11 protein-coding genes are annotated in these 12,943 nt (G+C 46.8%); 4 read left to right on the forward strand and 7 right to left on the reverse strand.

Annotated elements, in window-relative coordinates; translation table 11 throughout:
• Nucleotides 1–160 precede the first annotated feature (160 nt).
• Nucleotides 161–1,429, forward strand: coding sequence for a Glu/Leu/Phe/Val family dehydrogenase (locus tag ACTTK6_RS14865; protein ID WP_462833816.1), 1,269 nt, complete (start codon nucleotides 161–163; stop codon nucleotides 1,427–1,429).
• Nucleotides 1,430–1,668: 239 nt separating this feature from the next.
• Here ACTTK6_RS14865 and ACTTK6_RS14870 read toward each other — a convergent pair whose 3' ends face one another.
• Nucleotides 1,669–1,995 (reverse strand): hypothetical protein, encoded by a 327-nt coding sequence (locus ACTTK6_RS14870; RefSeq protein ID WP_462833817.1) that lies wholly within the window; start codon nucleotides 1,993–1,995, stop codon nucleotides 1,669–1,671.
• Between the two features lie 342 nt (nucleotides 1,996–2,337).
• Here ACTTK6_RS14870 and ACTTK6_RS14875 point away from each other — a divergent pair, with 342 nt between their 5' ends.
• The 3 genes from ACTTK6_RS14875 (at nucleotide 2,338) to ACTTK6_RS14885 (ending at nucleotide 6,425) form a co-directional block, all read left to right on the forward strand.
• On the forward strand, nucleotides 2,338–2,748 hold the full coding sequence (locus ACTTK6_RS14875; RefSeq protein ID WP_094908305.1) for a hypothetical protein: 411 nt from the start codon (nucleotides 2,338–2,340) through the stop codon (nucleotides 2,746–2,748).
• A gap of 641 nt (nucleotides 2,749–3,389) precedes the next feature.
• Complete coding sequence (locus tag ACTTK6_RS14880; RefSeq protein ID WP_094908304.1) at nucleotides 3,390–4,883, forward strand: peptide MFS transporter; 1,494 nt, start codon at nucleotides 3,390–3,392, stop codon at nucleotides 4,881–4,883.
• Nucleotides 4,884–5,069: 186 nt separating this feature from the next.
• Complete coding sequence (locus tag ACTTK6_RS14885) at nucleotides 5,070–6,425, forward strand: GntP family permease (RefSeq protein ID WP_094908303.1); 1,356 nt, start codon at nucleotides 5,070–5,072, stop codon at nucleotides 6,423–6,425.
• A 143-nt stretch (nucleotides 6,426–6,568) separates the two neighbouring features.
• Here ACTTK6_RS14885 and ACTTK6_RS14890 read toward each other — a convergent pair whose 3' ends face one another.
• From ACTTK6_RS14890 to ACTTK6_RS14915, 6 genes are all read right to left on the reverse strand, one after another.
• The gene (locus ACTTK6_RS14890; protein WP_158219116.1) at nucleotides 6,569–7,009 is read right to left on the reverse strand and encodes a universal stress protein; all 441 of its coding nucleotides are present in this window, start codon (nucleotides 7,007–7,009) and stop codon (nucleotides 6,569–6,571) included.
• A gap of 217 nt (nucleotides 7,010–7,226) precedes the next feature.
• On the reverse strand, nucleotides 7,227–8,045 hold the full coding sequence (locus tag ACTTK6_RS14895; RefSeq protein WP_462833818.1) for a hypothetical protein: 819 nt from the start codon (nucleotides 8,043–8,045) through the stop codon (nucleotides 7,227–7,229).
• Between the two features lie 252 nt (nucleotides 8,046–8,297).
• A complete protein-coding gene (locus ACTTK6_RS14900) occupies nucleotides 8,298–8,642 on the reverse strand; it encodes a YflT domain-containing protein (RefSeq protein WP_094909161.1) in 345 nt (114 codons plus the stop codon).
• A 390-nt stretch (nucleotides 8,643–9,032) separates the two neighbouring features.
• A complete protein-coding gene (locus ACTTK6_RS14905; protein WP_462833819.1) occupies nucleotides 9,033–9,863 on the reverse strand; it encodes an STAS domain-containing protein in 831 nt (276 codons plus the stop codon).
• A gap of 377 nt (nucleotides 9,864–10,240) precedes the next feature.
• On the reverse strand, nucleotides 10,241–10,972 hold the full coding sequence (locus tag ACTTK6_RS14910; protein WP_462833820.1) for a carbonic anhydrase: 732 nt from the start codon (nucleotides 10,970–10,972) through the stop codon (nucleotides 10,241–10,243).
• An 837-nt stretch (nucleotides 10,973–11,809) separates the two neighbouring features.
• Nucleotides 11,810–12,877 (reverse strand): WD40/YVTN/BNR-like repeat-containing protein, encoded by a 1,068-nt coding sequence (locus ACTTK6_RS14915; RefSeq protein ID WP_462833821.1) that lies wholly within the window; start codon nucleotides 12,875–12,877, stop codon nucleotides 11,810–11,812.
• Nucleotides 12,878–12,943: the final 66 nt, after the last annotated feature.

Consider the following 12,943-nt stretch of genomic DNA (forward strand, 5'->3'; position numbering starts at 1 on the left):
TACCGTATCAACGGGGATTCTGTCTCTTTTTTATCGTTAATGGAAATAATTGTTAGTAAACCCGCAACAAAAGAGTACTATAATCCTCTTTTCCAGCTTCTTCAAGTTGGCATGATTCTTGAATATAGTTAGGTCAATACCAAGAAAGGCGGCCGATACAATGGTTACCACGCATTCAGGCACTATTCCTTCTTCCACTACTCTTTATACGCATACCCAGGAATTAATCAAAGAGGCCTTAAATACCCTGGGCTATTCGGAGCATATGTACGACCTGCTTAAAGAACCGCTTCGTACGATGATTGTCCGCATCCCTGTCCGCATGGATGATGGAAAAACCAAAATGTTCACCGGGTACCGGGCCCAGCACAATGATGCTGTCGGGCCCACCAAAGGAGGAATCCGGTTCCATCCGGACGTTACTATCGAAGAAGTGAACACCCTTTCGTTATGGATGACTTTAAAATGCGGACTTGTGGATCTCCCGTATGGAGGCGGAAAAGGCGGCATCGTCTGTGACCCGCGCCAGATGTCTTTAGGCGAGCTGGAACGGCTCAGCAGAGGATATGTGCAGGCTATCAGCCAAATTGTAGGTCCCACGAAGGATATCCCCGCTCCGGATGTTTATACCAATGCCCAGGTGATGGCCTGGATGATGGATGAGTACAGCCGCATCCGGGAATTTGACTCCCCGGGGTTCATAACCGGAAAGCCTTTGGAGCTGGGCGGCTCGCTGGGAAGAGAATCAGCGACAGCCCAGGGAGTCGTTGTGGCTGTGGAAGAAGCGTTAAAATTAAAAAACATGACCTGGGAACAGAGCAAGGTTATTATTCAGGGGTTTGGGAACGCAGGCAGCTACCTGGCAAAGCTTCTTTACGACAAAGGAGCGTCCATCGTAGGGATCAGTGATGTTTTGGGCGGGATTTATGACGGGCAGGGCCTGCCGGTGTATGAGATTGCAGAGCAAAGAGACAGCTTCGGGATGGTGACCAACCGATTCGAAAACACTATTTCCAATGAAGAATTACTGGAGCAGAAGTGCGATATACTGATTCCTGCTGCCGTCTCCAACCAGATTACTTATGCCAACGCCCATCGCATACAGGCCAAAATTGTCGCAGAAGCAGCCAACGGACCGACGACCTTTGAAGCAACCAAAATCCTGCACAGCAGAGATATTTTACTTGTCCCGGATGTGCTCGCAAGTGCCGGCGGTGTGACCGTCTCTTACTTTGAGTGGGTGCAGAACAATCAAGGATATTACTGGACGCTCGATGAAATTGAAACCCGCCTGAATCGTAAATTAAGAAACGCTTTCCGTTCCGTTTATCACATGGCTCAGGAAAAGGAAATTGATATGCGTACTGCTGCCTACATTGTAGGTATACGAAGAATAGCCGCAGCCTCTGAATTCCGCGGGTGGGTATAATATTTTCTCTCGTTATAATGAACAGCCTTTGAAGGCATCAAACTTCAAGGGCTGTTTATTTTAAACAAAGAAATTGTAGTTTCTTATTTAAAAAACAAGCATCCCGAACCCTGAGGGGACGAGATGCTTAGGTAATACAAAACACTATCGCTTTATTTTTTTGAAATAAGATAACAGCTAAACATCACAGTTAATAAAGCTACCACAGCCGGCGTTATGACCCGCTCGTAACTTTTTCATCAGCATGGCCCGTACCCGCAGTGCGTCATGCCGGATAAAAGCATGAGCATTCCTATAATAATTCCACTAAATAAATAAACGGTTAACAACAAAAAGATCAACCATGGAAAAAATACTTCCTGCCTAAGATGTTGATAGGCACGGGCGCTGAACACGATGGAGCACCCCGCACATCCCAGAAGCACCCCCATCGGAAGAAAAAATCGCCCCCAATAACCGATAGCGCTAAGAAAAGGAGCCAGGCCATAAAGATACAGAAAAAAGAAAATGATGGGGATAAAGCTCACAGCTAAAGCTATTAGTCCCCAGCGTTTGGCTAAACTCATTGTAACCCTCCCTTGGTTTACTGCCTATCAGACAATCAAAATCAGCACGAGTATAACATACATATTTTTCCATTTTCAGAACGAAATCTATTTGTCTCATCTTAAGTAAGCAAGATAAAATAAGTATGTGCCGTTTATTACTTTCGCATGTGGAGAGGGTTTTCCATGAGTTTCATTTGGAAACTGGCTTTATGTTTCATTTTTAATAGACCCATTATTCTTAAACTCGTTATGGTTTATTGATATTATCGCCAATGAAATTATAGCTGCTGTCGCTGCTTTCACCGTGCAGAAAATACTAACCAGGAAAGAAAACTCATAGCTACACAATAAGGAGCAAAAATGAAAAAGACGATATTATTAACAGTCACCTTTATGCTGGGCTTGATCCTAATAGGCTGCGGTCCCGAAAAAATGGCTACCTCCGCTCAACCCATTCAGGGCGTTGCCGTATCTGATTCCGAGGGTTTTGGGGGCGGTAGTCAGGAATTTATTTGGACCTCAGAAAAACAGGAAGAGATAGAGGCATTTGAACAGTTAATCAGCAGCGCGAGCAGAGAAAGCATTCAAGCAAAACCACCTATTTATGATATGACTATCGACTACGGGGAAGGCGAAACAGGTGGAGAACGCATAATTCATTTAACGGAAACCGCGGACGGGCATTTTGCTTTAATGTATGCCGGGCATGAAAATGAAACCTATTTGGCCAATAAAAGCAGTACGGACAAGGTTAAAAAACTTTTGCCCTAACGTATTGATATCCATACCAACCCTGGATCGTTTTTTATTTTTCAAATCTGTCTTTCTATGCTGTTTTTCCTTCAAAGGTATTCGCGTGGTCTCACGAAATACAATTGTAATCATTATTCAATTACATTTTCCTTTCACTCCAACAAGTGGATTCCTATGCTCACTAAAACAACGGTGCCATTCCCCTTAAAAAGGGTAAAAATAGATATGAACAGCAATGCAATGGCGGCAGCCGAAATATAATTATTTTTTCAATACTTATGCAAAAAGATTTTTTATTTACATTAAATGAACAAAAAATAATGAATATACAAGGATGCATGCTTATGCTGTTGATAGAAAATAATTCCCTGCACAAAAAGCCACAATGTTTCTTCAAGACATCGTGGCTTTTTCGGGCGAATAGATTTATTTGCTGAAAGGATTCGTTTTTATACAACGGAGCTCTATTCCACCGACTCTATTACTCTGAATCAAAAAACAGTCTTTTCGTTTCTGTCATTTTTTACTACGATAGAGTGTATGATTTCACCTGCCCTTCTGTTGGAGTGAGCGTTGTTATCAAAAGTTTGGTGTGGAAGCATATTACATAAGTCAGCAGCACTATGTTTCCCGGACATCATTAAGGAGGCTTTTACATCATGAATGGGAAAAGCAAGCAGGAAATTCTGGAGAGTGTGCCCCAAAAAGGTTTTTTTGGCCATCCTAAAGGGCTGTTTACGTTATTTTTCACGGAGTTCTGGGAACGGTTCTCCTACTACGGGATGCGGGCCATCCTGTTATTTTACATGTATAACGAAGTCTCCAACGGGGGCCTCGGCCTGGATGAAGGGACCGCGGCTTCGATTATGGCGATCTACGGCTCCCTGGTTTACATGTCGGGGATTATTGGAGGCTGGATCGCCGATAGGCTGCTTGGCAGCACGGGCACTGTATTTTACGGCGGCATACTCATTATGCTCGGCCACGTAGCCCTTTCCTTCCCCGGGGGCGTCCAGGCTTTATTTGTCAGCATGTTTCTGATCGTGATCGGCACCGGGCTGTTGAAGCCGAACGTGTCGAGTGTCGTCGGCGATCTGTACAGCCCGACAGATAACCGGAGAGATTCAGGATTCAGCATTTTCTACATGGGTATCAACCTCGGCGCATTTATTGCTCCGTTAATTGTCGGCACCGTCGGCCAGAGCTACAATTTTCATCTCGGCTTCGGCATCGCTGCTGTCGGCATGCTCGCTGGCCTGTTGGTTTTTGTGGCGACCAAAAGGAAATACCTCGGGCTCGCCGGAACCAATGTGCCGAATCCGTTATCGAAAACGGAAAGAAAAATTGTCGCCGGCCGCGTGGGCATTGGCGCCATTATCGTTGGGCTGCTCGGTGCCGCTTCCAGCTACTTAGGAATTTTAACCATCGCAAATTTTGTTTTCCTTATCAGCATCCTCGGGGTCGTCATCCCCACCATTTACTTTATCGTCATGTATAAAAGCCCGAAAACGACGGAAACGGAGCAGTCCCGTCTGCTCGCCTACATTCCCTTGTTTGTGGCTGCCATGATGTTTTGGGCCATCCAGGAGCAGGGATCGGTGATTCTTGCACGGTATGCCGATCAGCGTACGGAGCTCAGCTCCTTCGGCATTGAGCTGCAGTCTTCCTGGTTTCAGTCGCTCAACCCGCTGTTTATCATCTTCCTGGCACCGCTGTTTGCCTGGATTTGGCTTAAATGGGGCGACCGCCAGCCTTCCACGCCCAAGAAGTTTGCCTTCGGCTTATTTTTTGCTGGACTATCGTTTTTAGTTATGATTGTGCCGGCAGTGATCAATGGCACCGCCTCACTCGTCAGCCCGTGGTGGCTCGTGCTCAGCTTTTTCCTGGTTGTTCTCGGGGAGCTTTGTTTATCCCCGGTCGGCCTCTCATCCACCACAAAGCTGGCACCGGTCGCCTTCTCCGCCCAGACGATGAGCTTATGGTTTTTAACGAATGCCTCTGCGCAGGCGATTAATGCGCAAATTGTGAAGTTTTATTCCCCCGACTCGGAGATCGTTTATTTTGGGATAATCGGAGGCGCTTCTATTCTATTGGGTGTCCTTCTCTTAGCCCTATCCCCGCTGATTCAACGGTTGATGCGGGGCGTTAATTAAAGATAATAAATAAGACGCGCTAAACCTTTGAGGGTTTAGCGCGTCTGTTTTTTATAGGTACAGAGTCATAATTACACTGATTTCCTTTTTTACCCTTCTTTGCCTGTAGTCTTTCCCATATAATGAAGGCACACTGGTATAGGTGTTTTCGGCTTTAATAATATAACTATACAGAGGAGTGTTTGAATGGAAGGTTTCGGTCTGATTGTAGTAATTACGCTGGGAGTGCTGTTTGTTATTTTTGCCACGGCAAAATTGAAGCTGCATCCGTTCTTGTCCTTGTTGATCGCTGCATTTGGTCTCGGTATTGCTGCAGGGCTGCCGCTGCCGGATGTGGTGGAGGCTGTAAACAGCGGCTTCGGAAACCTGATGGGCGGCATCGGGCTGGTTATTGTATTCGGTACAATTATTGGGGTGATTCTGGAGAAATCCGGGGCGGCGCTGCGCATGGCGGAAGTCGTTCTGCGCCTCGTGGGGGAACGCCGTCCCCAGCTTGCCATGAGCGTGATCGGAAGCATCGTCAGTATTCCGGTCTTCTGTGACTCTGGCTACGTTATTTTGTCGTCTTTGAAAAAAGCATTGGCACGAAGAGCGAAGGTCACCGTCGCCTCTATGGCCATCGCCCTGTCCACAGGACTGTTTGCCACTCATACCCTCGTGCCTCCCACGCCCGGACCAATTGCAGCTGCCGGAAATATTGGCGCGGAGGATTATCTGGGCACAATCATTTTAATCGGTATTGTGGTAGCCATCCCGACTATCATTGCCGGCTACCTGTGGGCGATGAAAGCAGGAACTAACATACATATCGAAGGTGAGGATGACCACTCCTTCGACTATAATGCCATCGTAAACGAATTTGGGGCGATGCCGTCGGCCCTCAAATCCTTTGCCCCTATTGTGGTGCCGATTCTTCTGATTGGATTCAGCTCGGTGATTACGTTTGCCGGCTGGCAGGGCCCGGTATTTGACCTGTTTCTTTTCCTTGGCGCGCCGGCAGTAGCGCTTCTGATCGGCCTTTTGGCCGCCTTTTTATTAATGCCCAAATACGATGAGGAAACCTTGACCGAATGGGTGGGCACCGGTATTAAAGAAGCCGCGCCAATCCTGCTGATTACCGGCGCAGGCGGCGCTTTCGGCTCGGTCATTACGGCAACGCCCGTGGCCCAGTTCATCGAAGGCGTCGCCGCCAATGAAGCCTTCGCCGGTGCCATCTTTGTCTTCATTCCGTTTTTGATTGCGGCCGCCCTGAAAACAGCCCAGGGCTCGTCCACTGCGGCGCTCGTCATCACATCGTCATTGGTGGCACCGCTTTTGGGCGAATTGGGCATCGAGGGAGCCCTGCCGCTGGCGCTCGTCGTCATGGCTGTCGGCGCGGGGGCAATGGTCGTCTCCCACGTGAACGACAGCTACTTCTGGGTCGTCAAAGAGTTCAGCGGCATGTCGGTCACCCAGGCGTATAAGGCACAGACCACAGGGACGCTGATTCAGGGCGCGACAGCCATTTTTGTCACGTTTGCTTTATGGTTGATTTTTGTTTAACGGCTTGGATATCAAGAATAATATAGAAAAAGACAGAGACCTGCTGGTTTTCAGCAAAACCACCCCTAAAGTACTTACTGCGTGCATGGAAACAGTAAAGGACTTATGAGCTTCCCTTTAGTCGTATACCTAAGCAGTTGCTCTCAGCTGTTTTGCACCACATGCACATCGCAGTTTGCTTTTCGGCGGATGGCCTTAGACGTGTGACCAAATATCAGGCGTTCAAACCGGTTACCGCCACTTTCGCCTATAATAATAGCATCTGCCTGGTAGCGTTTGGCTAAATCGACCGCTAATCGTTTCTTCGGGGCCCCTGAATCCATCACCGTTTCAACGTTCTCAATTCCATACGCCCATGCGGCCTGCTGACACGCTTCGAGATACAGGGCGGCTTTCGTCCGCAACCGTTCAATGCCTTTGGGGTCCATACGCTGGAGCGTCGCATATCTCTTTTGGTCGAATACAAAAGCGATGATTAATGTGGCACCGTGTTCGGCCGCCATTGTCTTTGCCTCGTCGAACACAGTGTAGGTTGGTATCTCGACAGCATCAATTCCTACTAAAATCCGTTGATAATGGGCCATAATTTTCCTCCTCATCCTTCAAGTGATCATGGTTTTCATTATTTTCTGTATACTTATGAAGGGCACGTGACCTTTTTGTGGGAGCGTTGGTTCAGGTTCCTGTAAAGATAGTATTTTTCCATTCCCACTTTTCTTTTTATATAACCTTTTTTACCAAAGACCGTCCCTTGACCCGGTTTCCTCCAACTATTATATTTCCTGTCTTCGAGGCAATCATCTATTCTTCCATGGACGTCGCCATCTGCATTGCTTCCAACGGATCACGCCCGGTTCTTAATTCATACACCATGCTGCCGTCCTGCCAGCGAATATCGACGTTAACTTCTTCGCTTCCCCGTTCATAATGGATATCCACTATGCCTAATTCACCTGGAGCCGGGAGGGTGTGGCTCTCAAGATATTCTACGATTTCCCGGGCGACAGCCGGGTGATCAATTTCGTCTTCAGTCGCGGAGGAGAGGCTTAAAAGCCAATTCCCTTCCTCCCAGCTGAAGTACTGGCTTCCTGTTGCCCCTTCCCCGTATCCGGTAATTCCATAGCCAAGATCTTCTCTTCCCTGCTCGAACGGTCCCACCTTTTTCCCGTTTTGAAAAGACTCCAGCTCCGCTACCGCTTCCTGCTTACTGGCAAACCGGGACCCTGTAACATGCGCCAATGCCTCTCCCTCGCTGGTCTGGTATTGCACGCTGTAGGTTTGGTCATTGTTGGAAGCTATAGAAACCAGCACATTTTCAATTGCTTGGCCGGGAAAACTGGACGGCAGGAAGATCTGGTTTTCTTCTATTACCAATTTCTGCCGGACACCTTCAGGGGACTGTTCTGATGAGGTTTCGGACGATTCCGGTTCGTCTTGGGATTTCGTCTCTCCTTCATGATCAGCCGAATTATCGACATTATCTTCTTCCTGGCTGTCACTATTCATAGACGCTTCCTGGGTCCCGGCACTTTCAGACGAAGATTCCCCGTCGCTGCATCCGATTAGCCCTGTGCTGAGTACCAGTCCTACGAATGAGAGAATGATTTTCGGTTTTTTCATGGTACTTCCTTCTTTCCTTTTATCTGTATTTTTCTTCCATTATATCAAATAGAGTAATATGGTCAGTAAAACAGCATTACCATTCGCATGTAAAAAGTTAAACTTAGGCACTAGCAGCATCGCAGCGCCTGCCGCTTGTTTTTTACGCCTGACAGGCAAAAGATAAAACAAAGACGCTCCCGCGCGGAAGCGTCTTTGTATATGTACAGACAAAGCCGGAAAGCCGATGGCCTCCAGCTATTTTGTCTAATACTATTTCAGCAGTTCACTCAGGTTCTTGTCGTCCTGAACCATCAGCAATACTTTGCCCTCATCCAGATCGTCCTCTAGATCTTCGGCTTCCTGCTCCGTAAATCCTAGCTCCTGAAGTTTAAAGCGCAGTTCGTCTCCTTTTTTCGAGAAACGGTTTTCGGAATCAACGCCGAATTCCTTATCAGTCGGCTCATTGGTGTCTGCCTTCTCCGCAATCCGGTCGGTGCGGTCATCATCGTGGCTCATGACATAAATATCGTTACGGCTGATACCGTTATCCGTGAGCTTCTGTACGTCCTGCTCAATGTTGTCTTCGTTGGTGTATTCTTGTACTTGCGGCTTCATGCTTGATTCCTCCTTGTGTATTTTCGAGCTTTTGTCTGAAATCAGACGTCTTCTATTCTTTCGTTTTCTGGTATTGCCCAGCAATGCCAAACGAACGGCTAAGAAGAGCGCGCCATAAATGATGATACCCCGTTGGGCCTGTGTACAAACTCTTCTTGCTTTCTATTTTTCTGCGAACTTTCGGCTCTTTTTAATTTTTATCCTATCGCTCTAATATAGATAAAAGAGACTACCTTTTTTGAGATAGTCCCTCAATTGTTAACAGCTATTATGATTTTGTCTAATGAAACAAAGCCGCCCTTACCGAATAACGCCGCGGTTCATCTCTGCCTCCATTTTTTTTAAAAGTGCTCTTTTTCTTGCTCAAGCACGCTTTGGCATAACTCCAGGCTAATCCTTCCACACGAAATATTCACTTATGGCTCTTTGCAGGGTGCCGAGGGTTTTAATGTGGGAGCCGCCAACCTCCTGGAACAAAGAGGGCTCCATGGCCATCTCTCTCGAAATTCCGGTTAATACTGTTTCACTTCCCATTAATGAAACCCCTTCAATGATTCTTATAAAATCCTGTAGCTTCTGCTTTTCCATAGGCTCCGCCCCGGACAGATCAATGATTAACACTCGAATTTTCTGCTCCGCTACATTCCTCAGGGCATTTTCCTGCAGCAATTCAAGGCGCCGCCCGTCTATTGGGCCTATCAGTGGTAAAATACAGATGGAGCGCCCGAGCGGGATGATCGGTGTCGACAGATAGTCAACTAACTGCTCCTGGTTTTGGATAAGAGTTTCTTTGTAGGTGGAATAGCTTTTCAAAAAAGTATGTAAAAAAGCGTCTATCTGGTTGTTTACTTTTCGTTCCCATTGGAAAAAATCATGAAAGTGTTTTTCCCCGGCACGCGCCTGGTAGGATTCAATAAACAGCCAAATCGTTCGGCGCAGGGCATGCACCCATTCCAGCCTAAAGGATAACTCAATATCCTGCGCAGCCCAAACGATGCCCTCCTGTTCAGCGAACGCTTTCAGTTCTTCTTCCTTTCCTTCTAGAGCCAGAGAAACAAACTGATGGGCGTTGACCACCAGGTCAATATTACCCTGCTGCAATATATCGCGGACATCCTTCTTTACCGTGGCGGCTTCTTCAATCAGCATTTGTTCGAACAACTGGGCGTTTTGATTATAAAAATCCTTTAACGTCATTGAATGATCAAATATATACGTCACAGTATCTTCCTCCCTGTCCCTTCGTAAATATTGCCTGTGCCGCTCACTAAATAGTCCGGGAAGTATGTACTAATTTTTCAAAAAAGAATGAATTATTTGTATTATATATACATATTTAAAAAAATGAAATGCCAAATGGGGTTCAAAAAGAAAGAATTTGGTAGAAAAGGTGCTTTTGCTACAATTGTGCCCCTGGGCGAAGCGATATGTCAAATTAACATTTAAAATAAACCTACGATCGCCGTACCCAAATTTTCACGAACGTTACAACGATCGACTTAATGTGCTTTTCTATGCGTCCATGAGTTTCAAACTAAAAAACATCCCATTTTGAGTTAAAAATGGGATGAACGGGACGGTCCGCACCGGTGATTATATTAATTTTCCATTACTTCTCTTCCGTTAAGCGGCTGGACCGGACGGTGGTTGTCGTCATAAATTTGCTGAAACTCCTTCAATTGATCACTTGAAACAGAGACCGGCTCCCCGTAAATGATCCAGTTCACGCCTTCTGTACACGGCGGGGTCGTTAATGACCCTTCATACTGAAAGTTCGTTTCGGAGAATGGCAGCAGTTCTTCCAGATCGAGGCGGTTCTCGGAAGAAGCCGGGGCTTCTGTTTCGCTTGACGGCATCTTGTCCCAAAATGACGAAGGGAAAGTTGTACCGCTCCCTTCCTCAAGCATAAATGCGCTCACGACAATTTCACCTTCGGAACTTTCGTGTACAAGATGAAGCTCCATATCTTCGTAATCTCCATTGAGTTGATGTTCACTTGGCGCATGGAAATGAAATTGGGAAAGTGTGTACTCTCCCCCATCATAAGTTAATGTATTATTGGCGTTTTCAGGTTCTGCCAATACGGTATGCCCGTCATTGTTAATGGTGAAATTGGTTGGCTCATAATCCATTTGTACATCGGCACTGCCCCGTTTAGTTTCTGCTTCCCGAAGGTTTACGGGCGATTGGCTTTCTCCCTCGGTGCACGTAGTATAATCAGCGTCCAGGCTCCCCCAGTGCTCCGGTCCCGTATCACCCCTATAGGACCATTCGGACTTTTTTTCGGAAGAAGGAGCTTTTTCCATATCCAGGGGGAAAAAAGGAAACATACTTACGGCTGTCAAAACAGTCGAATAAATAAAAGATACAGCGATACGGCATCATTCCTTATCAAATTATAGTAAAACGTGAAAACTGCCAGATTTTTGACTGCTTATGGGCCCGGGCTCCGAAGCAGCCACTCTGTATCATTGAATTTTTCCTTTTCCAGCCGGTATCAAACGAGAGGTAAGAAGGCTTTTGTTACTCTCCATCGATACTCCTGTTTTGTGGCCCGGCATCAGTCTCTTTACTCCCCGGGCCTTGTTTCTCCCCCAATAGAAGAAAGCTGCCTGTATAAAAACAGCTTTTTCCCGTTGTGCATGATAAAAATAAAAAACCACCAGAGCAATACGAGCCCTGATGGTTCCACGCGAATTTTAATGTTTATTTCGGCTGTTGGCTTTTAGTTTTGTTCATCTGGGCTGGATTAATCAATAGAAGCGTGGCGAATACGCCGTATAAAATCACTGCAGCTATTTCCATTTTATTCTTCCTCTCTTTCTTTGGTCTCTTTATTTTTAACGCATTCTGATAAAAACCGATAAAATATGGCTTTTCCCGTATGACCTGTCTCCAGCCTGTTTGTCACAGACTGCATGGGCCTTATCTCTTTACTATGCTTTCAATAAAAAAAGCCGGAAAAAGAAACGGGGTTCCTTTTTCCGGCTCATGTACTGGCTTATATATCCATTCATTTCCGCCGACCATTTAATTGTTAAAACAGTAAAAGCTGTTTTGGTTTTTTGCGTTATAAATCATATTTACCCGCTTGGTTTCCAGGTAAAACATACTGATCCTTCAATCACTGCTATTTTGAAACAAACTTAAAAATTTTTTTAATTCTCTTACCGGAACCCTGCCACAAAGCACGACGGGTGCTGGTGCTTATACTCGTCCTTCCAGGCAATATCGACCGGCTTCCATATGTCTTCGTCTGTACGGAGGAAAAAGATGCCATGGTTATTGAGCGCGTAAAAAATGCTGGTATCCTCCGGATCCTGGGTTAAGACATGGGCGAAAGACCCTGCCGGAAGCCCCCAGGATATTTCACGGAAAGGTGCTTCTCCCTGTTTCCGGTAAATGGCAGAACTGGCGGCATCGGACGAGTGGGCTTCACGCGGGCCTTTAGAGGCGGAAACGAGACGGTCGTCCGCGTCTGCTGCGTTCAGCACCATGTTATAAAGGTATGGATGTTTCTCCAGTCCTTCACTCTTGTAATGCCAATGGGCGCCGTCGTCATCGCTTTCTGCATACGAAAATGAAGCGTTCATAAACCCATCCCCGCAGGCTGCATATAAACGACCGGGAGCGGACGGGTGAGCCAGAAGGGTATGCACATCTCTCGGGCTATGCTCCGGCCGGTCCTGCCAGGTGCTCCCGTGATCCGTTGAAAAAAGCACGGCTCCGTACTCAATGGAGACCGCTATATGATCCGGATCCGCATAGCTTGGAGTTATCCAGCGGACATGATGCGTGTGGGGACGTGGCGGGAACTGCCACTCCGGTTTGGAAGCCATATGCTGGATAGCTGTCCATTCATGCCAATGCTTTCCTCCATCTTCCGAGTAATAAACTGCCGAAGGCTCGGTGCCGGCATACACAATATGTCCCCACTCCCCCTTTTTTATCGGATGTGTGCCGACAAACGTGATGTACGGTGAAGGAATACCGTCGTCACCCGCTGGTTCAAAATACAATTGCGGCTTTCCTATCGCCTGCCAGCTTTCTCCGGCGTCCTCGCTTTTCCATAATCCATGCCCATAAGTGGCACAATAAACAATGGAATTATCAGAAGGGTCCACCGCCACCCGGACCGGCTGGGTCCCTTTAAGCTTCGTCTTCGTTTGCCATCCCTCGCCGCTCTGTGTGAGTACAAGTAGTTCATTTTCCATGCCTGCGTATAATACCCTCATGCTTTTCATCCTCCTTAAAGTATAGTGATATATGTATGGCCAGTAGTGGGCTTTTCCCGTTTTTTC

This window comes from Marinococcus salis, assembly GCF_054971365.1.

What these genes read in the sequence shown, in the direction of transcription:
- ACTTK6_RS14865 (WP_462833816.1), top strand. Translation starts at nt 161, where the DNA reads ATGGTTACCACGCATTCAGGCACTATTCCTTCTTCCACTACTCTTTAT.
- ACTTK6_RS14870 (WP_462833817.1), bottom strand. Translation starts at nt 1,995, where the DNA reads ATGAGTTTAGCCAAACGCTGGGGACTAATAGCTTTAGCTGTGAGCTTT.
- ACTTK6_RS14875 (WP_094908305.1), top strand. Translation starts at nt 2,338, where the DNA reads ATGAAAAAGACGATATTATTAACAGTCACCTTTATGCTGGGCTTGATC.
- ACTTK6_RS14880 (WP_094908304.1), top strand. Translation starts at nt 3,390, where the DNA reads ATGAATGGGAAAAGCAAGCAGGAAATTCTGGAGAGTGTGCCCCAAAAA.
- ACTTK6_RS14885 (WP_094908303.1), top strand. Translation starts at nt 5,070, where the DNA reads ATGGAAGGTTTCGGTCTGATTGTAGTAATTACGCTGGGAGTGCTGTTT.
- ACTTK6_RS14890 (WP_158219116.1), bottom strand. Translation starts at nt 7,009, where the DNA reads ATGGCCCATTATCAACGGATTTTAGTAGGAATTGATGCTGTCGAGATA.
- ACTTK6_RS14895 (WP_462833818.1), bottom strand. Translation starts at nt 8,045, where the DNA reads ATGAAAAAACCGAAAATCATTCTCTCATTCGTAGGACTGGTACTCAGC.
- ACTTK6_RS14900 (WP_094909161.1), bottom strand. Translation starts at nt 8,642, where the DNA reads ATGAAGCCGCAAGTACAAGAATACACCAACGAAGACAACATTGAGCAG.
- ACTTK6_RS14910 (WP_462833820.1), bottom strand. Translation starts at nt 10,972, where the DNA reads ATGTTTCCTTTTTTCCCCCTGGATATGGAAAAAGCTCCTTCTTCCGAA.
- ACTTK6_RS14915 (WP_462833821.1), bottom strand. Translation starts at nt 12,877, where the DNA reads ATGAGGGTATTATACGCAGGCATGGAAAATGAACTACTTGTACTCACA.